The organism is Bacillus sp. FSL R7-0166 (assembly GCF_038008935.1).
Classification (GTDB): Bacteria; Bacillota; Bacilli; order Bacillales; family Bacillaceae; genus Bacillus; species Bacillus altitudinis.
On record NZ_JBBPAC010000001.1, the window covers coordinates 1,818,436 to 1,844,696 of the forward strand.

Consider the following 26,261-nt stretch of genomic DNA (forward strand, 5'->3'; position numbering starts at 1 on the left):
TCGATTCTCCCATGTTGATCAGTGACATCTTTTACGTGGAATTATTGTTATAATAGAATCAGCATATTCGTATTGATTGGAGATTGTAGCATGATAAAAACAAAACGTATTCAGCAAATAAAAGAGTATGTATTTGACCGGGAATCTGCCTCTCTTGATGAGCTTGTGACGCATTTTGGCGTCTCAAAAAACACCATACGCCGAGATGTACAAGCATTGGTAGAATCCGGCGTGCTAAAGAAAGTGTACGGCGGCGTCGCTGTGAATCACTCAACATTGGTGGTGTATCAGGAGCGAAAGACTCGTCAGCTGAGTAAAAAACAATTGATCGGACAGGCTGCCGCCGCTTTTGTTGAACATGGTGATATGATTTTTGTTGATTCTGGTACAACGACACTGGAGATGCTTCCCTATTTGAAGGAGAAACGGATTACCGTTGTGACAAATAACGTGGATTTCATTACACAGGCTATGCCTTATGAACACCTCACCATCTTTTCAACCGGGGGTATGCTAGAGCGAAAAACAAATTCTTTCGTTGGTTATCAAAGTGTTGAGCGTCTCAAAGCATACAATGTCAATAAAGCATTTATTGCATCAACTGGTTTATCCATTGATCATGGCGTCACGAATTCCTCCCCGCTTGAGACAGATATTAAAAAAACGCTCGTTGAAAAAAACGCCAAAACCTTTTTATTAGTCGATGATAGTAAGTTTGACCATTATGCCTTGACCACGTTTTGTGACTTAAAAGACATAGACATCGTCGTGACGAATGAACAACCAAATGAAGATTACCTTCAATATGGAAAAGAGCATGATGTGAAGTTTGTCACGCCTTAATCCAGAGCGAAAAAGCCAAGCGCCAATGTTTTGGCTTTTTTCTTATGTCGCAAAAGAGTGAAACGGCGAAGTGTTGGTTACATTATGATTGTATATTAAACACATATTTGGAGGTTGACCTGATGCCGTTGTTACGATTTGACGTGATAGAAGGCCGTTCAAAAGAGGAATTAAAAAAACTGCTGGACACCTGCCATGAAGCAATGGTTGATGCCTTTGGGGTACCTGAACGAGATCGCTATCAAATTGTTCATCAGCACCGCCCTGAAGAGATGATGATTGAAGACACTGGGCTTGGTTATCCGAGAACAAAGGATCTTGTTGTCATTAGTGTTGTCAGTAAAAAGCGGACGAAAGAGCAAAAGGAACAGCTTTATGCACAAATCGCAGAACGTATAGAAAAAGAATGCGGGGTTGCCAAGACGGATGTGATGATCTCCATCGTGGAAAATGGAGACGCCGATTGGAGCTTCGGGATGGGTGAGGCTCAATTCATAAGAGGATGGCTCTAAAAAAACGGCTCAGGAATGTGAGCCGTTTTTTGATTCATTCATTTTCAAGCTGCATGAGCAAGTTGAATAAATAGCGGTACACTGCTGAGATCACACCAATCAAAGGTGTATCTTCTTTGATGTCCTCTAGTTCAAGAAGCGGAATGTTGATATCAAATAACCCGTCTTGCCCATTAAATTGAAGCTGAGCACCATTTAATGTTGAGAGCATCTCTTTTAGTAATCCAGTATCTTTTTTAGGACGCTTCAATCCGAATAACACGGTATACGTCTGAAATACTTCATCCCATTCAATGGCAAGTCCGTCGGCTCTCACCACATCAAACCACTTCGACTCGATGTAAATGAATTCTTTTTGTTGTTTTTTTACGTATGTAAGAGGTGTATTTAAAAAGGAAGCATTTTCTGTTTGGATCATTTCCTCCGATTCCTTGTCTACACGTTCTATATAAACATCAGCAAAGCGTGCTTCTTCTGTCATTTTTGCCCCTTCTAGCGGCCAATTTTGACTTGCGGCTTTGTTATATTCAAAGTCGGTGAGCGCCTGCCCTTCTTTCAATAAATCTTGTAAGCGATTTTGCAGTGACATGACTGTATCTCCTTTCATCTACTTCATATGCGTTTTTTATTTTAGCATAACACATGAAAAGAAAGATATGCCTGAGCATATGATGGTATGATAGTGGAAAAAGAAACATCTCGGAGGGGACCGTTTTGCTCACAATGACACTGGCAGAAAAAATCGTAGATGAGGTCAAAAAGGTACTGACGGAAGAAATCATCATCACACAAACAAACGGTACCATTATTGCTGCAACAGATCCAGCACGCATTGGTCAATTTCATGAAGGAGCATATGTCACATCCTTAGAAGGGCAGAAACGAATTCTCACAAAGGATGATGTGCTGCAGATGAAAGGCGTCAAAGCCGGTATCAATCTGCCTATTTATTTTAAACAAGAAGTCATTGGGGTCATTGGAATGACAGGTGATCCTAGGCATGTCTCCCCTTTTGGCGACATTTTACGTAAAATGACGGAGCTGCTCATTCAAGAACATGAATTTTTTCAAGAAACGGAAACAGATGAACGGCAGCTTGAAGCATTTGTATTCGACTGGCTTCATCTGCCAGAGACAGCGGTTGATATGACCGAGAAAGCGCAGCGGCTTGGCCTTGATGTCAACAAGCAGCGTGTCGCTATTCTCATTGATTGTCAAGACGAATCGTTTATGAAGCAGGATCAATACAAACTGATGAAGGACAAATTGCAACTCACCAATCAGGAGATCATTGTGCGCTGGGGGCATGCACGTTTTTTGCTCATGCTACAAGCCACACCAGATGGTCGTGATACATGGCACAAGCGCTTGTTCCATATTCATGCTGCGCTCACAGCGCTGTCACCATCGAGGATTTTAATGGGGGCAGGAAAACCAGCAGCTTCTCATGTCATGAAGCAGTCCTTTCATCAAGCTTTTCGCGCTTTAAAATTGGCGCATGCTGAAACACCCATTGTGTTTGATGAAGATTTGACGCTTGAACTTTTTATGGAGGAAATCAGTCAGGAAACAAAAGATGCGTTTCTTGATCGAACGATTGCGTCCCTTTTCCCCTATCCTGAACTAGTGAAAACATTGCGGGTACTCATCGCTTCGGATTACTCATTGAAACATACAGCGGAAGCCATGCATGTCCATATTAATACACTTCATTACCGATTAAAACGAATCCAGGATTTAACGACACTTGATCCAAAGCGTATGCAAGATGCGATGCTTTTTTATTTGGCCTTGCTGCTTTTAGATCATGATACAAAAAATACGATAAAACAGCCTGATATTTTGTAGAATCGTCTATAGTCATGTGACGGTTCTTTTTTTATACTGGTAGAAACGAGTTGTTAAATGAGCGGGAGTGATTGTATATGCTAGATTCAGAATTTTCAAATCAATTAAAAGAGATTGTCGGTGCGCCCAATGTCCAAGACAGCAAGGCGGATCGTCTTGCCTACTCTTATGATGCGACACCAAATTTTCAACAGATGCCAGATGCGATCGTGCGGCCTCACACGGCTGAAGAAGTGCAGCAAATTGTGAAACTGTGCGCCTCATACAAGGTGCCGATCGTCCCAAGAGGCTCAGGGACGAATCTTTGCGCAGGAACATGCCCTACTCAGGGCGGATTGGTAATTCTCTTTACTAGAATGAATCAATTATTAGAAATAGACGAAGAAAATTTAACCGCAACGGTGCAGCCTGGTTTAATTACGCAGGAATTGATTCATCAAGTAGAGGAAAAAGGTCTTTTCTACCCGCCAGACCCAAGCTCTATGAAAATTTCCACATTAGGCGGCAATATTAACGAAAATTCAGGGGGACTGCGGGGATTAAAGTATGGAGTGACAAGGGATTATGTCCTTGGGCTTGAAGTGGTTTTGCCAAACGGTGACATCATCAAAACAGGCGGAAAGCTTGCAAAAGATGTCGCTGGATATGATATGACTCGATTGTTCGTTGGTTCAGAAGGAACACTCGGGATTGTCACAGAAGCGGTGCTAAAGCTCCTACCGCTCCCAGAAACGAAACAAACAATGCTTTGTTTATACGAAAGCCTTGAAGAAGCTGCGACTTCTGTATCGGCCATCATTGCTGAGCGTATCATTCCTGCTACATTAGAATTTATGGATCAGCCGACCCTTGAAGTCGTTGAAGATTTTGCAAACATCGGCCTGCCTACTGACGTTCAAGCTGTGTTATTAATTGAACAGGACGGCAACCCTGAAGCTGTTTCTCGTGATATCCAAAAAATCGCAGAAGTCTGTGAGCAACACGGGGCTACAAGCGTCAAGATTGCACATTCAGAAGAAGAGGCAAGTGCTCTCTTAACAGCGAGACGCTCTGCTTTATCTGCCCTCGCTCGATTAAGTCCTACAACGATTTTAGAAGATGCTACCGTTCCCCGGTCTGAAATTGCCAATATGGTTCGTGCAATTGAAGACATTGCACGAAAGTATAAGGTGAACATTTGTACGTTTGGTCATGCAGGTGATGGCAACTTACACCCCACTTGTGCGACAGATGCAAGAAATGAAGAAGAAATGAAACGGGTAGAAGCTGCCTTTCAGGCCATTTTTGAAAAAGCCGTTGCACTTGGCGGCACGATTACAGGCGAACATGGCGTGGGTCTTATGAAAGCGCCCTATTTGGAGCTGAAGGTCAAAAAAGAAGGAATCGCTGCCATGAAGGCGATTAAACAGGCACTTGACCCTGCACATATCATGAACCCAGATAAAGTGTTTGGAAAAGCCTCAAGAAAGCGAGTGGTGGTCTCATGAGTTCTTCTTCTAAGCAAAAAGAGATCCAGCAGCAGTTTCAGGAGCAAATGGATGAAAAGGAGCTGCTTAATTGCATGCGCTGCGGATTCTGCCTCCCTTCCTGCCCTACTTATATTGAATCTGGACAACAAGAAACGCACTCCCCTCGGGGCCGAATTGCGTTAATGAAAGCTGTAAGAGATGGCGTCATTGAGCCAGATGAAGATGTTGAACATTCCCTTAATCTTTGTCTTGGCTGCCGTGCATGTGAACCAGTCTGCCCTTCTGGCGTCAAGTATGGACAGCTGCTAGAAGATGCAAGAGACATTATTCAACAACATAAAAAACAATCGTTTCCCGTCAAATTGATGAGACGTGTTGTGTTTAAAGGTCTCTTTCCGTCACAAAGTCGTATGCGACAAGCTGCTAGTTTTCTTCGATTTTATCAAACATCTGGTCTGCAAACAGCCGCCAGAAAGACGCGCATACTGAAGGTGCTTCCCTCCCATTTACAGTTGATGGAACAGGCACTTCCAAAGGTGCCGCCTCAAAAGAAAAAGAAAAAACGTTTGAATGAATATAAAGCCATTGGTCAGGCAAAAAAACGGGTGGCGTTTTTTACTGGCTGTTTAATGGATACAGTTTTCTCAAACACAAACAAAGCGACCATTCATCTCTTACAGCTGGCAGGCTGCGATGTGATCGTTCCTCCTATACAAACGTGCTGCGGCGCGCTACATGGTCATAGCGGAGAAAAAGACCAAGCAAAACAGTTAGCCAAGCGGAATATTGAAGCATTCGAGGAAACAGATGCCGATGCGATTGTCATGAACGCGGGCGGCTGCGGCGCCTTTTTAAGTGATTACGGTCATTTGCTTCAGGATGACCCAGATTTTCAAAAACGAAGTAAAGCCTTCTCACAGAAAATAACCGATATTTCAAGCATCCTTGTAGAGCTGGAATTTCACCGCCACTTGCCACTGGCTTTGCCAGCGCAAGTGATCACCTATCAAGACTCCTGTCATTTACGAAATGGGATGAATGTACAACAGGCGCCGAGGGTGCTCATGAAAGCCATTCAAGGGGTAACGTTTAAAGAAATGAAAGATGCTGGCCGCTGCTGCGGATCTGCAGGAATCTACAATATCTTGCAGCCAGACATGTCGATGCAAATTTTAGATCATAAAATGACGGAAGCGAACAACACAGCTGCAGCTGCCATTGTGACGTCGAATCCAGGCTGTCAACTACAAATGGCAGCAGGCGTCAAAAAGGCAGGACATATGCCTAGCATGAGAGCGATTCATCTGGCTGACTTTTTATTAGAAGCCGTTCAATATGGAAAAAAAGCGTCCAGTTCATGAAGCTGAACGCTTTTTTTATGCATATCTTCAGAAGATCGGTTGGATAATAGAGGCAAATCGCGGAAGGAGATGGTTCAAGTGCTGAAGAAAAACAAATCAAAACAGAAAGACCCGAATTCAGTATTTGAAGCATTATCGCGCTCTTCTGATTTTATCAATGAATTATCAAGTTCCGGAGGTTTTCTTTACAGAATTTCTTTTTTTCGATCTTTAATTAATGGCAATCTCCTTCATGAACAAATCTTGCCTTTTATTCAGCAATTGCATCTAACCCCCACCCTTGAAGAGCTGAAAGAACACATCCCAATTGAACAAGCTGTGATTACGAGGGACCTTCAAAAAGTGGAAGAAGCTCTTCATCGAGGCAGTATTGCTGTTCGAATTGAGACAGACTGGGGCAAAGCGCTCCTTTTGCCGATTGAAGAAAAGAAAGGCAGACAAGTGAGCCAACCTGAGATTGAATTCGGGATTATCAGTGCGCAGGAAGCCTTTGTGGAAGGGCTGGACACAAACTTAAACTTGCTCAGACGCAGGCTGCCCACTCCTGACCTTAAAGTAGTTGAACACACAGTCGGTACCCTTTCTCTAACGAAAGTAGCCGTTGTATACATAGAGGATATCGCCAACCCGCAAAACATTGAAACCGTTCTTCAGCGGATTCAAGATGTTGACTATGACCAAATTCTAGATTCTAATTATCTTGCGCAAATGCTTTATGATGTGTCCAATACAATCTTTCCATTGTTTTTAAATACAGAACGACCAGACAGGGTTTCCTCAGGTTTAACGGAAGGAAAAATAGCCATTATGGTTGACGGTTCGCCTCATACCCTGCTTGCACCTACAATTTTACTCGAGTATTTTTCAACAATGGAAGACTATAACATGTCTTGGATCGCAGCATCCTCCTTTCGGCTGTTACGCATTTTTGCTGTGATATTTTCTATTTTTGCAACCCCTTTGTATGTAGCTGTTTTAACGTTTCACTATGAACTGATTCCTAAGGACTTATTAGAAACGATCGTAGCATCACGCTATCTCGTGCCCTTTCCGCCTATTATTGAAGCATTATTTTTAGAGATATCGATTGAGCTACTTAGGGAAGCCGGATCTCGCCTTCCTGCAAAAGTCGGACAGACGCTCGGGATTGTTGGAGGTATTGTGATCGGACAGGCTGCGGTTGCAGCGGGATTAACAAGTAATATCCTGCTCATTATTGTCGCATTATCAGCTCTTGCCTCTTTTGTCACCCCTATATATAAAATGGGGACGACCATTCGTCTCTTACGTTTCCCATTTCTTTTTGCTGCACAAGTGTGGGGAGCGCTAGGGATTTCGCTAATGGGGGCTTTTCTTCTTACACATTTAATGAAATTAACGTCTATAGGACAACCTTACTTAGAGCCAATCTTTCCACTTCGATTGGCCGATTTAAAGGGTAGTTTGATTCGTCCCCAGCTCCGCTTTTTGAAAAAACGTCCAGAAAATTTACGGCCGCAAAATGAAACGATACACCGCCAAAAGCCAAAGCAAGGCCGTAAGGGGAAAAATGATTTTTATGAATAAGGAAGTGAAGGCATGAGCTCTTCTTCTGTGAAAGAAAAATTTCAAGTATCCCCTTTTTTTGTGTTTTTTCTGATCAATGCCAATCAAGTTGGTGTTGGTATTTTAAATTTCCAGACGAATCTGGTCCGGACGATTAATAATGATGGGTGGATCGCCATTTTAATTGCTGGTGCAAGCGTCAATTTGATGATCTTCCTCATTTACTTTTTGTTTAAAAAAGCACCTACTGACGAATTTAGTGACATTACGCAATCTGTGTTTGGTAAATGGCTTGGACAATTCATCAACATTCTCTACATTTTGTATTTTTCTTCATTATCTTTGATTGTGCTTGTTCATTATATGGATGTAATCCATGTTTGGCTGTTTAAAGAAATTCCCGGTCTTCTATTTGCATCAGTGCTGCTCATCCTCGTCTATTACATTCACACAGGCGGATTTAGAACAATCGCTGGCTGGGCATTCTTTAGCATTGTCCTAACGTACTGGATGACCTTTATCTGCTTTTATGTCATGAAATATAGTCACATCCGCTTTATGTTCCCCATGTTTGATCATTCATTTTCACAACTCATGATGGGGGTCAAAGATGCCTCTTTATCCATGTTTGGTTTTGGAACATTGCTTGTCTATTATCCCTTTATTAAAAAAGCACAAACGTCGCAAAAATTTGCACATATGGGAGTGTTGCTGACTACATGCCTGAATTTGCTTGTATTTCTCGTCTCTATAGCGTACTACTCAAGTGCTCAGCTCGAACTAACGAAATGGCCAACATTGACATTAACCAGCATTGTCAAACTTCCGTTTATCCAGCGCTTTGAATTTATTGAAGTGTCCCTATGGCTTTTGCTTATCGTTCCAAATATCGCCATTCCATTATGGGCAGCCAGTAGAATGGCAAAACAAGTGTTTCACACGAGCCAACGCATGACGTTAATTGTTCTCAGCCTTCTCATTCTCGTCATGTTTTCATTTTTGATCGAGGCCACCTCTTTTGAGACGTTTAATAAATGGGTGGAATATAGCGGATATATCCTCATATATGGATTGACTGGATGTATGATCATTGGGCTGCTGCTAAAAAAAGGTGGGTGAAAAAACGCGCATGAAACATTATATTCTCGTGTGTCTCATGTTATTGAGCCTTTTCTTAACGAGCTGTGCACAGCCTCGTCTCTTAGATGAATTAAGTATCTCGCAGGCAGCGGGATTTGACTTATTGGATGATGGAGAAATGAAGGGCTTCTTTGTTTTCCCTGTTTTTAAAAGCGAAGAACAAGGCAGTTACCAAATTGTAAGTGCTAAGTCAAATACCATTAGTAATATTCAGTTTCTTGTGTCGGAAAAATCGCCTTTCCCCGTTGTCATGGGACAAGTACTCGTGATTTTAATAAGTGAAAAGCTGGCGAAAGAAGTGGGTATGATTGATTTGATGAATTACATTTATCGTGATCCGATCATTGGGTCCCGTCAAGTATTTGCCATAGTAGGCGGAGAAGTTGAAAATTTGTTGTATACAAAGATGAATCAAACCAACTTAAATATCGGTGTATATCTTTCAGATTTGCTGGCCCAAAACATGCGAAATGGCAATCAACCTGTGACCAATCAGCATATTTTTATGAATCAGATGATGGCAAAAGGCGTGGATGCCTACCTCCCTTACATTAAAAATACAAGCAACTCTATTAAAGTGTCAGGTGTCGCTCTTTTTGATCAAGAAAAAATGGTTGGGCATATTCCAGGGGAAGATACATTTACGTTTAAAGCGATGATTGAAAATCATAAAAATGGGATTTATGAGTTTCGATTTAATGACACAAAGAAAACCCATGTTGTCATTGAAAATATCAAATCACATGTGTCTTATCACATTAAACCAACTGAAAACCTTTCAAAAAAGCCTCATATCACCATTGATATCAAGCTGAAAGGTGAGTTAAAAGAATTTATGAAATCAAAAAAAATCGATACGCCTTCTATCTTGCAGCATGTTGAAAAAGAAGTGGAGAAGCGTGTGGCCCAGCAAGGAAGAGACCTTGTTCAATCCTTTAAAAAGCAAAAAATTGATCCACTTGGACTTGGTTTGAGATATCGCTCTAAAGATAAAGCCATGACACCGGAGAAATGGCAAAAACTCTACCCAGATGCAGATGTTCAAGTGAATTGTCATATGAACATTGTTCAAACGGGTGTCAGCCAATAAAAAAGACTGTATGAAAAGGTTCTCCCTTCTCGTACAGTCTTTTTTAATCTTCATCTTTTACGTCCGGGTCCTCAGGGATTGGTTCATTTAAGATGTCTTGAATGAGCTCTTTATATTGTTCTAGCTGTTTCATATGGGTTTGAAACTGCCCTTGATAAATGAGATACGATTCCCTGTCAAATACGTAACGAATCTTTTTTTGCTGGATTAATTTTTCAACATATGCTTCTGATACTTCTAAGTATTCAGCTGTTTCTCCAATTGTTAAATACATGCATGTGCACCACCGTTCGTTTCATCTTACAAATTATATCACGAGCTGGTGAAAAAACAGATATCGCTTGTTCATGTTTTTTTCATCTTTTCTTCACTGATTCGTCAACTCGCTTTTGTACAGTATTCATACACCCACTCAAACACTAGGAGGTGATGATCCTTCGCATGACAAAGAAAAATATTCGGACCTATGTCACATTTTTAACTATAGGCGCAAGCAATACGATGATTGACTTTCTGTTCTTCTTTTTTTTCACTGCTTGCTTTGTTCCCTCTTTTCTTGCACAGTGCCTGTCCTATACAGCAGGAATGCTGAACAGTTATGTTTGGAATCGAAAATGGACGTTCCAAGTAAAAAAGAAAGCGGATAGGTGGGAATGGATCAAGTGGGCCACAGTCAACGGCGTCGCGTGTCTCCTCACCTATGTTGTCTTATATGTCATGCAGCAAGCAGGCTTCTCATTATTCATTAGTAAAGCGATTGGTACCCTTCTTGGCATGATGATCACTTTTACTGGAAGCCGCCTATGGGTGTTTCCATCAGAAAATAAACCATCAGAAATGGAGCGATGATTCAATGAATATCAAAAAAGCCGTTATACCAGCAGCCGGATTAGGCACACGTTTTTTACCCGCAACGAAAGCACAGCCAAAGGAAATGCTGCCGATTATCGACAAACCCGCCATTCAATACATAGTTGAGGAGGCTGTTCAATCAGGCATTGAAGATATACTAATTATCACAGGAAGAAATAAAAAATCGATTGAAGATCACTTTGACCGTTCGATTGAGCTAGAACACACGTTGCTTGAAAAAGGGAAAAATGAACAGTTAGCTGAAATCAAACATATTGCGGATATGGCCAATATTCATTATATTCGTCAAAAGGAGCCCTTAGGTCTTGGACATGCGGTATTATGTGCACGTCATTTTACTGGCAATGATCCTTTTGCGGTCCTTTTAGGTGATGATGTCATGGTGTCAGAAAGACCTGCACTCTCTCAGCTCATGGAAGTCTTTGAAGACAAACAAAGAGAGGTCATTGGCGTCCAGCAAGTGGATCGTCTAGATGTCAGTAAGTATGGTATGATAAGACCAGCTAGAGTAGACGGTCAAGTGTTTGAAGTCACAGACTTAGTGGAAAAGCCAGCTATTCATGAAGCTCCTTCCGATTTAGCCGTGATGGGCAGGTATCTGTTAACACCATCGATTTTTCCTATTCTACAAGGAATTGAGAGAGGTGCCGGGAACGAAATCCAACTGACAGATGCGCTGAAAATCATTGCACATGAATCACCCATTTATGCAAAACAATTAGATGGGATGAGATTTGACGTTGGTGATAAGCTGGGCTCATTTAAGGCAGCGGCTGAAATTGGATTGATGCGTCATGATATGCGGACAGCCATGCTAGCATATATGCAAAGCATACTCATGAGAGAAGCAAAACAAGCATAGGCTCTTATAAGGATGCTTGAAGAAAATTCGTATTTAAAGGCAGAGTGAAATGAATGGGAACCTTGTTTAATGAAATTTTAACCTGGCTGACAAGCCTTGGTTACGCAGGTGTTGCACTTGGACTGATGATTGAAATTATCCCGAGTGAAATTGTACTTGCCTACGGCGGATATATGGTGTCAACAGGAAGCATAGGATTTGTTGGAGCCGTCATCGCTGGGGTGATTGGAGGAACACTTGCCCAGTGCTTTATTTACTGGATCGGCCTTTACGGCGGAAGACCTTTTTTAACAAAGTATGGGAAGTATTTATTCATCCATGAGCATCATATTGCCACGGCAGAACGCTGGTTTGACCGATATGGAACTGGTGTCGTATTTACAGCTCGTTTTATCCCAGTCGTGCGCCACGCGATCTCAATTCCAGCTGGTATTGCAAAGATGCCATTTCTCAAATTTGTTCTTTTGACCGGATTAGCCGCCATCCCTTGGTCCATCCTATTTATTTACCTTGGAATGCAGCTTGGGACAAAATGGGACCACATTCAAAGTGTCGCTCACACGTATACAACACCAATTATGGTCATTGCCATCGTTCTCATCGTACTGTATTTCGTTTTGAAAAAAATTCGCACAAATCGAAAACGGACAATCTAACGAAAACGCCTTTCACTCGTCATGTGAAAGGCGTTTTTTCTATGCGTGCGTCGATTGTTTTTTCATATATTGAGATAATTCCATAATCATTGCACCCATTCTTTCAAGTGAAGGGGCTAGAATTCGGCTTATCCCCTCTTCTTTTAAAGCTTCAGCTGTGACTTTTCCAACAGCTACAGCTAATACATGCTGCTCGAATAGAAGTTGCAGTTCTTCTTTTTTGCCCCATTCTTCTGCTAGTTTGAAAAAGGCATGAACCTGAACAGCAGTTGTAAAACAAACGGCATGGACCTTCCCTTCTTTCATTTCTTGAAGCAAAGTGTCCGCCGCCTCTGGTTCAGGGGGCGTATGCTGATATGGCATGAGCTGCAAAACGTCTGCTCCCTTGTGATGTAAAAAATCAATGAGAGCTGGTGCATTTTCGCCGTGAAGCTGTACCATGACCCGTTTACCTTGAAGTTCTTTGTCTTCTAACTTTGAAATGAGGTCACGAACGGTTCCATCTTCATCAGAAACATCTGGCTGAATGCCGTGTTTTTTTAGAGCCGCAAACGTTTTGTATCCTCTTGAAGCGATATGGGCACTTGATAAAATGTTCATAAATGCTTCTCCAAGCTGGAGCTCTTCTGCACTTTCAATTAATGTGTCTGTGCCGATACCCGTTGTTAAAATGACCCAGTCAGCTCCCTTCTTTACAAAGGTTTCTATGCCTGGCTTCAATTCCTCTTTGGCTAAAAATACAGTGCCCTGAAGAGAACGAATAACAGCTTGTCCTCCTTGCTTTTCAACAAGTGTACGCATTTCTTCTGTTTTTCTTGTTCCGCATATGGCAATGGTCTTTCCAGCTAAGCCTTTACTCATTCTCATCCCTCTTTTTCTATCACATGTATGATGTATTGTATTAAATATAGATTTATTTGGAAGACGTTGCAAGTGTCTACTAAAAAAGAGCTTGACGTTTCTATCGAATTCGAGTATCTTTTGTAAGTGCAAATTGTAGGAGGTCATTATGGAAAAACAGAATGTTCAAGCAATTCGATTATCAATCGCTGACCCAACACCACTTGGTTTGTTTGGTTTAGCAATGGTGACGCTTGTTGCGTCTTCACAAAAACTAGGAATCACAGATGGCACATCTCTTATTTTACCTTGGGCTATCTTCCTTGGAGGAATCGCGCAGCTGATCGCGTCCATACAAGATTCAAAGCATCATAATATTTTTGGAGCCACTGCCTTCGGCGCATTCGGTCTTTTTTGGATGGGTGTTGGAACCACTTGGCTCATTCAAGCTGGCGTTTTTGGGAAAACGCTTGCGGGAGCTGCGGACCCAAAACAACTAGGTTTTGCTTTTATTGGTTATTTGATTTTCAGCTTATTTATGACGATCGGTGCAATGGAAACACATAAAGTATTGTTTTTGATTTTCGTCTTTATTGATTTCTTATTCATTGGCCTGTCCCTAAGCTCGTTTGGTGTGATGTACGATGTGACTCATACGATGGCTGGTATTGCAGAATTGATTATTTCTCTTCTTTCATTTTATGGTTCTGCAGCTGTTGTGCTGAATACACATTTTGGTCGTACAGTACTGCCAGTTGGACAACCATTTCGCGTGTTTACTAAAGCATAAATAAAAAAGAACTGCTCTTGGCAGTTCTTTTTTTATTCTTATTTTTCTTGTTCCTCTTGAAATATCTCTGCAATGATTTCATAAGAACGCATTCTTTCTTGATGGTCAAACATATCAGAATTAATCATGACTTCATCTGCTTGAGTCGCCTCAATAAAGGCTTCTAACTCTTTTTTCACCTTTTGTTTATCCCCGATCATCGTCGAACTTAATTGTTCGTCCACCATCGCCTTCTCATATGGACTCCATAACCCATCCATACTTTCAACAGGGGCTTTGAGTTTTCCTGGTGTATTGCGAATGAGGCTCAAGAAGCGCTGATAATGAGACGTCGCCAAATATTCAGCCCGCTCTGTTTGATCAGCAGCAAAAACCGTCACACCAACCATCGCATAAGGTTCTTTTAACACATCTGAAGGTTGAAATGACTGTCTGTATAATTCTAAAGCAGGAATGGTATTTTTAGGGGAGAAATGTGCCGCAAAGGCAAATGGCAGTCCCAGTTCTCCTGCAAGCCTTGCACTAAAACCACTTGAACCAAGAAGCCAAATCGGGATATCCAATCCTTCTCCCGGAACGGCTCTTACATGTTTTTTGATCTGACCAGTCGGTTTGAAATATTGCCGAAGTTCTTCAAGCTGCTCAGGGAAATCCTCACCATTATGAAGATTACGTCTAAGTGCCCTTGCCGTTAACTGATCTGTTCCTGGTGCCCTGCCAAGACCTAAATCAATTCTCCCTGGATACAAAGTCTCCAGTGTTCCAAATTGTTCTGCAATGACGAGTGAAGAATGGTTTGGAAGCATAATCCCCCCAGAACCAACCCGGATCTTTTCAGTCCCTCCAGCAATATGTCCAATCAAGACGGATGTTGCTGAACTCGCAACCCCTTCCATATTATGATGCTCCGCAAGCCAATATCTATGGTAGCCCCACTTCTCAGCTTTTTTTGCTAAATCCATACTATGCTCAAATGATTCTTTAATTGTGCCCCCCTCTGTTACAGAGGATAAATTTAACACGGAATATGCTGTGTGTTGTAAAACTGATTGACTCATACATGCTGCCCCATTTCTTTCAAAAATCATACTAGTTTCATTCTTTCAACACCATAACATAAAACGATTTAACTTTTAAATGATTTGATTCGATGAACTTCGAACTAAAAAATATCATTAAGCTCAATTCCGCTTTTTAAATTTCCACATAGAATAAAATATTAACTTTTAGGAGATGGGGAATTTGTATAACCAGTACGATAACAAATGTCCCTTTTGCGGAAAAAATCATGATTGGCAACCTCATTACAGAAAATCTCGTCACGATAGACCTACATTTGATGATTGCCCTCTTCTTAAACGAGAATGTAAAAAGAAAAAAGTTGTTAAACATCACAGCACTTGTGCTAAAGCAAAAGGACGAAAAAAAGCAAATAATAAGATTGTAAAAAGAGGTTCTACTGGTGATACTGGGCCTACCGGAGTTACTGGAGCTACTGGTCCTACCGGTGCTACGGGTGCGACTGGTGTAACTGGTGATACCGGGCCTACTGGTGCGACTGGAGATACTGGAGTAACTGGTGCCACTGGTGTAACAGGTGCTACTGGTCCAACAGGTGCCACCGGAGTTACTGGATCCACTGGAGATACCGGGCCTACTGGAGCCACTGGTGTAACTGGTGATACCGGTCCAACAGGTGCCACCGGAGTTACTGGAGCTACTGGAGATACCGGGCCTACTGGTGCGACTGGTGTAACTGGTGCGACTGGGCCTACCGGTGCCACCGGAGTTACTGGATCCACTGGAGATACCGGGCCTACTGGTGCGACTGGAGTTACTGGAGATACCGGGCCTACCGGTGTAGGATTAACAGGAATTGAAGCGTTTGATCCGGTAGTAAGTCCTACTTACCCGGTAGGGCAAGTAGTGACCTTTAATGGCAGTACGTATGTAGTAAATACTGCACCACCGACAGGTACACCAGATACTTCCCCAGACTACACATTACTGGCTGCAGCAGGATCAACTGGAGATACTGGAGTAACTGGAGATACCGGACCTACCGGTGCTACTGGTGTAACTGGTGATACTGGTCCTACCGGTGCGACTGGTGTAACTGGAGATACCGGGCCTACCGGAGCCACTGGAGATACCGGACCTACCGGTGCGACTGGTGATACTGGGCCTACCGGTGTAGGATTAACAGGAATTGAAGCGTTTGATCCGGTAGTAAGTCCTACTTACCCGGTAGGGCAAGTAGTGACCTTTAATGGCAGTACGTATGTAGTAAATACTGCACCACCGACAGGTACACCAGATACTTCCCCAGACTACACATTACTGGCTGCAGCAGGATCAACTGGAGATACTGGAGTAACTGGAGATACCGGACCTACCGGTGCTACTGGTGTAACTGGTGATACTGGTCCTACCGGTGCGACTGGTGTAACTGGAGATACCGGGCCTACTGGTGCCACTGGAGATACCGGGCCTACCGGAGCCACTGGTGTAACTGGAGATACTGGGCCTACTGGTGTAACTGGTGATACCGGGCCTACTGGTGCTACTGGTGCGACTGGAGTAACTGGAGATACCGGGCCTACCGGAGCCACTGGTGCAACTGGTGCTACTGGAGATACCGGGCCTACTGGTGCTACTGGAGTAACTGGTGCGACTGGTCCAACCGGTGCCACCGGAGTTACTGGATCCACTGGAGATACTGGGCCTACCGGTGCGACTGGTGTAACTGGAGATACCGGTCCTACCGGTGATACTGGAGTAACTGGTGATACCGGAGCCACTGGTGCTACTGGTGATACCGGACCTACTGGTCCAACCGGTGATACTGGTGCAACTGGAGATACTGGAGTAACTGGAGATACCGGACCTACCGGTGCTACTGGAGATACTGGAGATACCGGGCCTACCGGTGCTACGGGTGCGACTGGTGTAACTGGAGATACCGGGCCTACTGGTGCTACTGGAGTAACTGGTGCGACTGGGCCTACCGGTGCCACCGGAGTTACTGGAGATACCGGGCCTACTGGTCCAACCGGTGCGACTGGTGCGACTGGAGATACCGGGCCTACTGGTGCTACTGGAGTAACTGGAGCTACTGGTCCAACCGGTGCCACCGGAGTTACTGGAGATACTGGAGATACCGGGCCTACTGGTGCCACTGGTGTAACTGGAGATACTGGGCCTACTGGTGTAACTGGTGATACCGGACCTACCGGTGCCACTGGTGTAACTGGAGATACTGGGCCTACTGGAGCCACCGGAGTTACTGGATCCACTGGAGATACCGGGCCTACTGGTGTAGGATTAACAGGAATTGAAGCGTTTGATCCGGTAGTAAGTCCTACTTACCCGGTAGGGCAAGTAGTGACCTTTAATGGCAGTACGTATGTAGTAAATACTGCACCACCGACAGGTACACCAGATACTTCCCCAGACTACACATTACTGGCTGCAGCAGGATCAACTGGAGATACTGGAGTAACTGGAGATACCGGACCTACCGGTGCTACTGGTGTAACTGGTGATACCGGACCTGGTCCAACCGGTGATACTGGTGTAACTGGAAATACCGGTCCTACTGGTGCCACTGGTGTAACTGGAGATACTGGTCCAACCGGTGATACTGGTGCAACTGGTAATACCGGACCTACCGGTGCCACTGGTGTAACTGGAGATACTGGACCTACCGGTGCCACTGGTGTAACTGGAGATACTGGGCCTACCGGTGCTACTGGTGTAACTGGTGATACCGGTCCTACTGGTGCGACTGGAGTTACTGGAGATACCGGTGTAGGATTAACAGGAATTGAAGCGTTTGATCCGGTAGTAAGTCCTACTTACCCGGTAGGGCAAGTAGTGACCTTTAATGGCAGTACGTATGTAGTAAATACTGCACCACCGACAGGTACACCAGATACTTCCCCAGACTACACATTACTGGCTGCAGCAGGATCAACTGGAGATACTGGAGTAACTGGAGATACCGGTGCTACTGGTGTAACTGGTGATACCGGGCCTACAGGTGCGACTGGAGTTACTGGTGATACTGGGCCTACCGGTGCCACCGGAGTTACTGGATCCACTGGAGATACTGGGCCAACCGGAGCCACTGGTGTAACTGGAGATACCGGACCTACCGGTGCGACTGGAGTAACTGGAGATACTGGCCCTACCGGAGCCACTGGAGTAACTGGTGATACCGGACCTACTGGTGCCACTGGTGTAACTGGTGATACCGGACCTACTGGTCCAACCGGTGCGACTGGTGCAACTGGTAATACCGGACCTACCGGTGCTACTGGTGTAACTGGAGATACTGGCCCTACGGGAGCCACTGGAGTAACTGGAGATACTGGCCCTACCGGAGCCACTGGAGTAACTGGTGATACTGGGCCTACCGGAGCCACTGGTGTAACTGGAGATACTGGGCCTACCGGAGCCACTGGTGTAACTGGTGATACCGGCCCTACCGGAGCCACTGGTGTAACTGGTGATACCGGACCTACCGGTGCGACTGGAGTAACTGGAGATAGTGGGCCTACCGGTGCCACTGGTGATACCGGACCTACTGGTGCCACTGGTGTAACTGGAGATACTGGGCCTACCGGTGCCACTGGTGTAACTGGTGATACCGGACCTACTGGTGTGACTGGAGTTACTGGTGATACTGGTCCAACAGGTGCTACTGGTGTAACTGGTGATACCGGGCCTACCGGTGCGACTGGTGTAACTGGAGATACTGGACCTACTGGTGCCACTGGTGCCACCGGAGTTACTGGAGTTACTGGAGCTACTGGAGATACCGGGCCTACTGGTGCCACTGGTGTAACTGGTGATACCGGACCTACTGGTGTGACTGGAGTTACTGGTGATACTGGTCCAACAGGTGCTACTGGTGTAACTGGTGATACCGGGCCTACCGGAGCCACTGGTGTAACTGGTGATACTGGGCCTACTGGTGCGACTGGTGTAACTGGTGATACCGGACCTACTGGTCCAACCGGTGCGACTGGTGTAACTGGTGATACCGGACCTACTGGTCCAACCGGTGCGACTGGAGTTACTGGTGATACTGGGCCTACCGGAGCCACCGGAGTTACTGGTGATACTGGGCCTACCGGAGCCACCGGAGTTACTGGATCCACTGGAAATACCGGACCTACTGGTGTAACTGGTGATACCGGGCCTACTGGTGCCACCGGAGTTACTGGAGATACTGGAGATACCGGAGCCACTGGTGTAACTGGTGATACTGGGCCTACGGGTGCCACTGGAGTAACTGGAGATACTGGGCCTACCGGTGCCACTGGTGTAACTGGTGATACCGGTCCTACCGGTGCGACTGGAGTAACTGGAGATACTGGCCCTACCGGAGCCACTGGTGTAACTGGTGATACCGGACCTACCGGAGCCACTGGTGTAACTGGTGATACCGGACCTACTGGTCCAACAGGTGATACTGGTGCAACTGGTAATACCGGGCCTACTGGTGTAACTGGTGATACCGGTCCTACCGGGCCTACTGGTGTAACTGGTGATACCGGTCCTACCGGGCCTACTGGTGTAACTGGTGATACCGGTCCTACCGGGCCTACTGGTGTAACTGGTGATACCGGTCCTACTGGTGCCACCGGAGTTACTGGAGCTACTGGAGATACCGGTCCTACTGGTGTAACTGGTGATACTGGGCCTACCGGTGCGACTGGTGTAACTGGTGATACCGGAATCACTGGTGCCACTGGAGGCACCGGTCCAACTGGAGCTACCGGAATCACTGGTGCCACTGGAGGCACCGGTCCAACTGGAGCTACCGGAATCACTGGTGCCACTGGAGGCACCGGTCCAACTGGAGCTACCGGAATCACTGGTGCCACTGGAGGCACCGGTCCAACTGGAGCTACCGGAATCACTGGTGCCACTGGAGGCACCGGTCCAACTGGAGCTACCGGAATCACTGGTGCCACTGGAGGCACCGGTCCAACTGGAGCTACTGGAATCACTGGTGCCACTGGAGGCACCGGTCCAACTGGAGCTACTGGAATCACTGGTGCCACTGGAGGCACCGGTCCAACTGGAGCTACTGGAATCACTGGTGCCACTGGAGGCACCGGTCCAACTGGAGCTACTGGAATCACTGGTGCCACTGGAGGCACCGGTCCAACTGGAGCTACTGGAATCACTGGTGCCACTGGAGGCACCGGTCCAACTGGAGCTACTGGAATCACTGGTGCCACTGGAGGCACCGGTCCAACTGGAGCTACTGGAATCACTGGTGCCACTGGAGGCACCGGTCCAACTGGAGCTACTGGAATCACTGGTGCCACTGGAGGCACCGGTCCAACTGGAGCTACTGGAATCACTGGTGCCACTGGAGGCACCGGTCCAACTGGAGCTACTGGAATCACTGGTGCCACTGGAGGCACCGGTCCAACTGGAGCTACCGGAATCACTGGTGCCACTGGAGGCACCGGTCCAACTGGAGCTACCGGAATCACTGGTGCCACTGGAGCTAGCGGTCCAACTGATACGGCACTTTATGCTGGAAATACAACAGGTCCTACAATCATTACTATTGCTGGTGGTACGAACATTGCTTTACCAAGTAATCAAAATATTAATGGATTTACGCCGAATGGTTCAAATGATACATTCACAGTCCAGCAAACAGGTAAATACTATATCACATATCAAGTAAATACCACTACTGCACTTTTAGTGAGCACAAGGCTATGGTTGAATGGATCAACTGCTATTCCAGGTTCAATTCAGTCCTCTGCCGTATCCACAACTTTTATGAGCAATACAGTTATTGTCAATTTAACAGCAGGAAATACAATTTCATTACAATTTTTCGGAGCGGTTGTAACAGCCATTCTAATAGGTGGTGGTGCAACCGGTGCATCGCTTACCATCATTAGACTCAGCTAAGTGAGACGAAGATAAAAAAAGAAAGGCTCTGTCAGCCTTTCTTTTTTCTATCTTCAATTACGCTTATACAATGGTCAATATCAGGAGATTGCAAAAGGTGAAAAATAGACTGTATGAAAGAAAACTCTAAATTCCACCATTCTAATAACTGAAGTTTTTCAATGATATCCGAAGAAAACCGATATTTCATGAGCCGCTGCGGGTTCCCTGCGACAATCGCATATGGAGGCACATCTTTTGTAATCAGACTATTTGCTCCAATGACTGCCCCGTTTCCTATCTGTACTCCTGACATGATTGTTGCTCCATATCCAATCCAAACATCGTGCCCTATACACACATCCCCTTTTGATCGTGGATGTCCTTTAATATGGGCAGCATCTGTGAAAATTTGATTGAAGGGATATGTGGTGACCCAATCTGTTCGGTGTTCACCACCAAGAAAAACTTTTACTTCGTTTGCGATGGAACAAAACTTCCCTACATTCAGCGTTGTTCCTTCTCCCCACGTCAAGACTTGAAAATCTGGTCCGGCATAAGTGAAGTCACCGATATCATACGAACTGAGCTCACTTCTTTGATTTAAAAACATAGAAGATCAGACCCCCTACAAAGTAATCGATCTTCGTATGTATATGCCAGATGATAGGCTCACATTATGATTGGACAAGTGCAACGATCTGCTTTTTCTTCCATACCAGTCGATAATAGCCGTATTGGAGCAATAAGTTTACAAAAAAGGCTGCAGGATATCCTATCCATATTCCTTTGATCCCAAGCGATGTATGGTGTGATAGCACATAAGCCACTGGTACTTCAACAAGCCAAATGGAACAAATACTAAAGATGGTCGGCCATAGAACTGTGCCACTTGCTCTCATTGTGGCTGCAACGATTTGTGCTGTTCCAAAAATGAGATAGCTCCATAGGGTGATCACGACCAAACTATATGCAACATCAATTGTTGCAGGATCTGTTAAAAAGATAGATAAAATTTGTGGTGCGAAAATATAGACGAAAATAATAATCAATCCGCCTATCGCAAAGTTTAGCCCCAGCCCAATTTTAATGACATCTTTCAAACGATTCATGTTTCCTGCGCCAATGAATTGTGCGGCGAAGATAGAAACAGCAATACCAAGGCTCACTGCGGGCATCTGTACATAACTTACGACTTGGTTAACAACGCCATAAGCTGCGGTCGCCTGTGATCCATAATCGTTGACAAAAGAAATGACAGCAATTTCTGATAAAGAAATGAGAATCATATTAATACTAGAAGGGATACTTAACTTTAATAGCGTTTTTAATAAATCCCCTTTCATCAATAGATGCTTTCTAACCGACGCATCAATGCGCAGCGGGTGCTTTGTTTTATAAAGGTAGATATGAAGAATGATAAACGTAACGATTGTAGAAATCACAGAAGAATACGCAGCACCATATAAACCAAATGCCGGTAAACCAAGCCAGCCGAATAATAAGATCGGTAGCAGTAAAATATTTGTTCCTGTACTAATCATTAAGAAATAAAATGGAGTTTTCGAATCTCCTGTTCCTCGTAAAAAAGTTGTATAGACAAAATAAAGAAATAAGATGGGCATGGAGATGAATAGGATTCTGGCATATGCCGCACTTTCCTCCACAATATTTGCAGGTGTCCCCATCAAATGTAAAATATCTGTGGCAAAAAAACCTCCAATGACAGCTAAAGAAAGTCCGATTAAAAAGGTGAACGAAAGCGTTGTACCGATAATTTCCTTTAACCTCTGCTCATTTTTTGCTCCGTATGCTTGTCCAATCAGGATCGAGCTCCCTGATCCAATCCCAATGGAAAAAGAAACAAGTAAAAAGAAAAGTGGAAAGAATGCCGAAATCGCAGCTACTGCATCCTCTCCAATCCATCTACCGACAAGCACAATGGAAACAAGCTGTCCAATTGATTGCAAAATATTGCTTAATAAAAGTGGAATTAGAAAGATCGACATGGTTTTTACTAAAGATTGATTATTATCTAACGTCATGATGGTTCTCCTTCTCTGTCTAAAGATCCTCAGCTAACATGCTGACAATTCGGTCTTCTATCTCTTTTCCTTTTTCGTCATCAACGAGATGATTCAATAAGATGGAAAAAGCAAGCGTTTTTCCACTCTGCGTTTCAATATATCCAGATAGTGTGCTGACCGTTGATAGTGTACCTGTTTTTGCACGCACTTTTTCTAGTGTAGCTGGTTCTTTCAATCTATTTCTTAATGTACCTCCCACCATACGCTCACTTGCCCCAGCTAACGGAAGTGCATGGACATAGGTGTTAAACCATTTTTCCTTTTGAATGTTTGTCAAAAATAACGTGAATTGATTTGCAGAAACAAGGTTAATCGGTGATATGCCTGATCCGTCTCTCAACACAGTCATAGATGCATCTATGCCATAGGCAGGAAGACGTTCATTCAGCACGTCAAGCCCTTTGTCAAAACTCCCTTTGTTCTTTACCCGCTTCCCAAGTTCTTTTAACAGAATTTCTGCATGTGTATTGTTGCTTAATTTCATCATCGGAACAAGAAGATCGGATAAAGGCATTGATGAATGGGAAGCGATTTTTTTCGATTTTTTAGGAACTTGTTTTGTTTTAAGTGATCCTTTCAGCTCAATCCCCTCAGCCTTTAATGCTCGTTTCATTAAGTCTAAAGCATACGTTGTCGGTTCCCATAATGCGACCCATTGTTTAGACGAGGATGCTTTTAGCGGAATCGTTCCAGTCAGTGTAATTTTGTTTGTACCGTGAGAGCGTTTAAAAGATATTTTCTTCTTTCCGCCTTCTGGCACAGTTTTCACTTGATTGACAACTTGAGCGACGTCAGTCTTCGGGATCATCTCATAGCTGGCCTTCTGCCCTGCTTTCTTTCCCGGCTTAACTTCGAGAATGATCGTCCCTGCATCATAATCCTCATTCGGTGAAGCAGTAAGAGCAGATATTTGAGCGCCGTAATATTGATCTTCATCACTCCACGGCAGATCGATGGAATACCTTGTGTCATCAAACCAAGTATCATCAGCTGCAAGCTGTCCACGAATCGTATGTATTCCGGCCTTTTTGACTTGTTTGGCTAATGCGGCAAAATCGCTTTCTAACAATGTCGGGTCTCCAGAGCCTCGGAGATAAAGATTGCCGTGCAATGTTTTTTTGTGAATTGAACCATCTATCCAAACGTCTGTTGGAAAAGTGTGTGTTTCACCCAGTAGATCGAGTGCGATAGCAGATGTGAGTAATTTCATATTAGAAGCAGGAGTCAGACGGATGTCCGCTTGATGTTCATAAAGAAGAGAAGTGTCAGAAGTATCGCGTACGCTGATGCCAGCAATTGCGCCCTCTAAATCAGGTGCTGTTCGAATGAATTCGTCTAAAGAAGTGATCCATTTTGATTGATCATCATGAGCTGTTAGTTGTTCATCTTTCACTGAAAAAGGGAGAAATAACATCGACAAAATACATAGTTGTAAAAACATGACCTGTGAGAAACGTTTCACGCAATCCCTCCTTTTTAGAAAAGCAGCCAAATTTAGCAGATTATGTTCATTATACACAAAAGAACGTTTGTTCTCAAAGGTTTTTTAAACAGAAAAGTCAGCTTTCTTTGACGAAAACTGACAAGCCTCTTTTACCTTTTTTCAGGATTCCAGCCATCGCTTCCGCTAAGCACGGCTTGAACGGTGATTTGACTTGCTTCGTTTTTTGTTAATATCGTTGACCACTTCACCCGGTTTGCCACATGACTCCCTGCGCCCGTTGATCCATATTCTTGATATCTAGCCGTTCTTTCGTTGTCTTTGTTCTCCCAGTTATGCCATCCCTCAGCTTTAATATGTTCATCCATTTTTGTTTGGAGGAACGTGACAGCCGAATGAGGTCTCCACGGACGGCCTAAGTACACAGATTGAGACGCAGACGTTCCTTTATTTAACGTGGAATCAATAAAAACGTAGCCATACTTTTGCGCTTCTGTTGTGGATGCCGCTGTAATATATCCATTTCCAAGACTTTTTATTTCAGCTCTTTTAAATACAGCCGTTGCTGAACCAAAGATGAAGTCAACCGTGCCCTCGATATAGCAATCTTCATAATATTGTCTCCCTGTGCCTGTGGCATAAAGTGTATCTTGATAACCGAGAACACGTACGTGTTTAAACACAGCCCGGTCCCCGGATACATAAAGGGCAACCGCCTGCCCTGCGTTTCGGCCAGCTGTATTTTGAAACGTGATATTTTCTGCGTAAAAATGATTTGCCCGAATCATTGTACTAGAGCTATTGGTTGTGCTCCCGCTGCTTGCATTTGTATCATCATACGTCAGAATCGTCTGATACTGATTTTCTCCAATAAAGGACACATACGGCTTATTTTGCGGAAGGAGAATCTTTTCTTTATACACACCATTTTTAATATATATCGTCGTTTGCTGTTGATTGTTCACTGGTATCGCATCAATGGCAGATTGAACCGTTCGAAATGTCCCATTTCCTTTTTGGTCGACAATAAGCACGCGGTTTGTTTGATGGTTGTGTCCAGCTGCTTGCGCATAAGCTGAGTCAAAAAGCAGTAAGGCCAATACCATCATCAGCAGTCGTTTTCCATACTTCATCACACATCTCCCCCTTATATTGTGAACGTTTTCATTGACGTATTCTTTTTGATCCTATTCAGTTATAAAACAAAAAAACACAAAAAAACATCCACTGTGTTAGGTTGTGGATGTTTTTTCATATTTCATCGCATAAATTCCTTCATTTTCAATCCATTCACAAAATAGGACGTCTTTATAGGAGGATATGTGCTGTTTTTTCAATTGCTCTCTCAGCCACGCTTCATCAAATCCAGCTTCCTTTAAATCTTTTTTTAAAATCTCTCCGTCGATAATAAACGTTCTAGGCAATGTGACTTCTTTTCCTTTCACGTTCACATCTTCGGCTGTAGCTGGTGCATATTTCATTTTCGGAAGCACACTCACAGACCCATCCGTTTCCAAAATGGCAAATTCAATTTCATTAAGAGCAAAATGCCCTTTCGCTCGAATCAGCGTCTGCAGCTGATTTAAATCAAGCATATTTTTCTTTAATCGATTGTAGTGAATCTTTCCTTTATCAATCACAAGAGTCGGTCTTCCCTCTAAAAAAGCGCGAATGGATTTGAATTTTTGTGAAAGCCATTCAACTGTGTAGATTAAAACGCCCCAGACTGCAACTGCAAAAAGGATATGTAGCACGCTGACTTCTGGATCAAAAATGGCGTTACCAACCATCTCCCCTAAAATCAGTGCAGAAATAAAATCAAACGGCGTGATTTGTGCAAATTGTGTTTTCCCTAATAGCTTTGTAATGGAAAATAAAGCGAAAAATCCGATAAAGAGTTCAATCAAAATATTAAAAAATGGCACACATATACCTTCCTTTCTCACTGCATGTACTTACAGCATGTACAGGAAAGGA

22 protein-coding genes are annotated in these 26,261 nt (G+C 44.0%); 13 read left to right on the forward strand and 9 right to left on the reverse strand.

Features of this window, described 5'->3' with window-relative positions:
- Positions 1-90 precede the first annotated feature (90 nt).
- A complete protein-coding gene (locus NST01_RS09265; RefSeq protein ID WP_017359514.1) occupies positions 91-843 on the forward strand; it encodes a DeoR/GlpR family DNA-binding transcription regulator in 753 nt (250 codons plus the stop codon).
- 122 nt (positions 844-965) lie between these two features.
- Positions 966-1,355 (forward strand): tautomerase family protein, encoded by a 390-nt coding sequence (locus NST01_RS09270; protein WP_341041809.1) that lies wholly within the window; start codon positions 966-968, stop codon positions 1,353-1,355.
- Between the two features lie 34 nt (positions 1,356-1,389).
- Here NST01_RS09270 and NST01_RS09275 read toward each other — a convergent pair whose 3' ends face one another.
- Positions 1,390-1,944 (reverse strand): hypothetical protein, encoded by a 555-nt coding sequence (locus NST01_RS09275; protein WP_017367394.1) that lies wholly within the window; start codon positions 1,942-1,944, stop codon positions 1,390-1,392.
- 125 nt (positions 1,945-2,069) lie between these two features.
- Here NST01_RS09275 and NST01_RS09280 point away from each other — a divergent pair, with 125 nt between their 5' ends.
- The 6 genes from NST01_RS09280 to NST01_RS09305 all read left to right on the forward strand — a co-directional run bounded on the left by NST01_RS09280 (position 2,070) and on the right by NST01_RS09305 (position 9,808).
- The gene (locus NST01_RS09280) at positions 2,070-3,203 is read left to right on the forward strand and encodes a CdaR family transcriptional regulator (protein WP_046527664.1); all 1,134 of its coding nucleotides are present in this window, start codon (positions 2,070-2,072) and stop codon (positions 3,201-3,203) included.
- 77 nt (positions 3,204-3,280) lie between these two features.
- Positions 3,281-4,690 carry a glycolate oxidase subunit GlcD gene (gene glcD, locus NST01_RS09285; RefSeq protein WP_019743948.1) on the forward strand — a complete coding sequence of 470 codons (1,410 nt, stop codon included), beginning with the start codon at positions 3,281-3,283 and terminating at the stop codon, positions 4,688-4,690.
- Positions 4,687-6,033 carry a (Fe-S)-binding protein gene (locus NST01_RS09290; RefSeq protein WP_019743947.1) on the forward strand — a complete coding sequence of 449 codons (1,347 nt, stop codon included), beginning with the start codon at positions 4,687-4,689 and terminating at the stop codon, positions 6,031-6,033. Before glcD ends, NST01_RS09290 begins: the two co-directional genes overlap by 4 nt.
- Before the next feature lie 78 nt (positions 6,034-6,111).
- Positions 6,112-7,599 carry a spore germination protein gene (locus tag NST01_RS09295; protein ID WP_144741037.1) on the forward strand — a complete coding sequence of 496 codons (1,488 nt, stop codon included), beginning with the start codon at positions 6,112-6,114 and terminating at the stop codon, positions 7,597-7,599.
- Between the two features lie 12 nt (positions 7,600-7,611).
- Complete coding sequence (locus NST01_RS09300) at positions 7,612-8,697, forward strand: GerAB/ArcD/ProY family transporter (RefSeq protein WP_341041811.1); 1,086 nt, start codon at positions 7,612-7,614, stop codon at positions 8,695-8,697.
- A 10-nt stretch (positions 8,698-8,707) separates the two neighbouring features.
- Positions 8,708-9,808: a Ger(x)C family spore germination protein gene (locus tag NST01_RS09305; protein WP_341041813.1), complete on the forward strand. Its 1,101-nt coding sequence runs from the start codon at positions 8,708-8,710 to the stop codon at positions 9,806-9,808.
- Between the two features lie 43 nt (positions 9,809-9,851).
- Here the strand turns inward: NST01_RS09305 and NST01_RS09310 are convergent, their stop codons facing one another.
- Complete coding sequence (locus NST01_RS09310) at positions 9,852-10,082, reverse strand: excisionase family DNA-binding protein (protein WP_341041815.1); 231 nt, start codon at positions 10,080-10,082, stop codon at positions 9,852-9,854.
- A 155-nt stretch (positions 10,083-10,237) separates the two neighbouring features.
- Between NST01_RS09310 and NST01_RS09315 the strand changes: the two genes are divergently transcribed.
- From NST01_RS09315 to NST01_RS09325, 3 genes are read left to right on the forward strand one after another with little or no spacing between them, the layout of a single operon-like run.
- Entirely contained in the window at positions 10,238-10,657 is a 420-nt protein-coding gene (locus NST01_RS09315) for a GtrA family protein (protein WP_341041817.1), read from the forward strand.
- A 4-nt stretch (positions 10,658-10,661) separates the two neighbouring features.
- Positions 10,662-11,543, forward strand: coding sequence for a UTP--glucose-1-phosphate uridylyltransferase GalU (gene galU / locus NST01_RS09320; protein ID WP_017359504.1), 882 nt, complete (start codon positions 10,662-10,664; stop codon positions 11,541-11,543).
- A 53-nt stretch (positions 11,544-11,596) separates the two neighbouring features.
- Entirely contained in the window at positions 11,597-12,199 is a 603-nt protein-coding gene (locus NST01_RS09325; protein ID WP_007499192.1) for a DedA family protein, read from the forward strand.
- A 39-nt stretch (positions 12,200-12,238) separates the two neighbouring features.
- On the opposite strand, the gene NST01_RS09330 is transcribed toward NST01_RS09325, so the two are convergent.
- Entirely contained in the window at positions 12,239-13,060 is an 822-nt protein-coding gene (locus NST01_RS09330; RefSeq protein WP_017359503.1) for a uroporphyrinogen-III synthase, read from the reverse strand.
- Between the two features lie 148 nt (positions 13,061-13,208).
- Between NST01_RS09330 and NST01_RS09335 the strand changes: the two genes are divergently transcribed.
- The gene (locus tag NST01_RS09335; protein ID WP_007499188.1) at positions 13,209-13,829 is read left to right on the forward strand and encodes an acetate uptake transporter; all 621 of its coding nucleotides are present in this window, start codon (positions 13,209-13,211) and stop codon (positions 13,827-13,829) included.
- 38 nt (positions 13,830-13,867) lie between these two features.
- Here NST01_RS09335 and NST01_RS09340 read toward each other — a convergent pair whose 3' ends face one another.
- Entirely contained in the window at positions 13,868-14,887 is a 1,020-nt protein-coding gene (locus NST01_RS09340; protein ID WP_039963626.1) for an LLM class flavin-dependent oxidoreductase, read from the reverse strand.
- A gap of 184 nt (positions 14,888-15,071) precedes the next feature.
- On the opposite strand from NST01_RS09340, the gene NST01_RS09345 reads away from it, so the two are divergent.
- On the forward strand, positions 15,072-20,777 hold the full coding sequence (locus NST01_RS09345; protein ID WP_445662195.1) for a BclA C-terminal domain-containing protein: 5,706 nt from the start codon (positions 15,072-15,074) through the stop codon (positions 20,775-20,777).
- A 31-nt stretch (positions 20,778-20,808) separates the two neighbouring features.
- Here the strand turns inward: NST01_RS09345 and NST01_RS09350 are convergent, their stop codons facing one another.
- From NST01_RS09350 to NST01_RS09370, 5 genes are all read right to left on the reverse strand, one after another.
- A complete protein-coding gene (locus NST01_RS09350) occupies positions 20,809-21,369 on the reverse strand; it encodes a CatB-related O-acetyltransferase (protein ID WP_008346603.1) in 561 nt (186 codons plus the stop codon).
- A gap of 64 nt (positions 21,370-21,433) precedes the next feature.
- Complete coding sequence (locus NST01_RS09355) at positions 21,434-22,801, reverse strand: MATE family efflux transporter (RefSeq protein WP_017358860.1); 1,368 nt, start codon at positions 22,799-22,801, stop codon at positions 21,434-21,436.
- Between the two features lie 19 nt (positions 22,802-22,820).
- Entirely contained in the window at positions 22,821-24,305 is a 1,485-nt protein-coding gene (gene dacB, locus NST01_RS09360) for a D-alanyl-D-alanine carboxypeptidase/D-alanyl-D-alanine endopeptidase (protein ID WP_341041823.1), read from the reverse strand.
- A 131-nt stretch (positions 24,306-24,436) separates the two neighbouring features.
- On the reverse strand, positions 24,437-25,417 hold the full coding sequence (locus NST01_RS09365; protein ID WP_008346597.1) for a pectinesterase family protein: 981 nt from the start codon (positions 25,415-25,417) through the stop codon (positions 24,437-24,439).
- A 99-nt stretch (positions 25,418-25,516) separates the two neighbouring features.
- Positions 25,517-26,209 carry a DUF421 domain-containing protein gene (locus NST01_RS09370; protein ID WP_008346595.1) on the reverse strand — a complete coding sequence of 231 codons (693 nt, stop codon included), beginning with the start codon at positions 26,207-26,209 and terminating at the stop codon, positions 25,517-25,519.
- Positions 26,210-26,261: the final 52 nt, after the last annotated feature.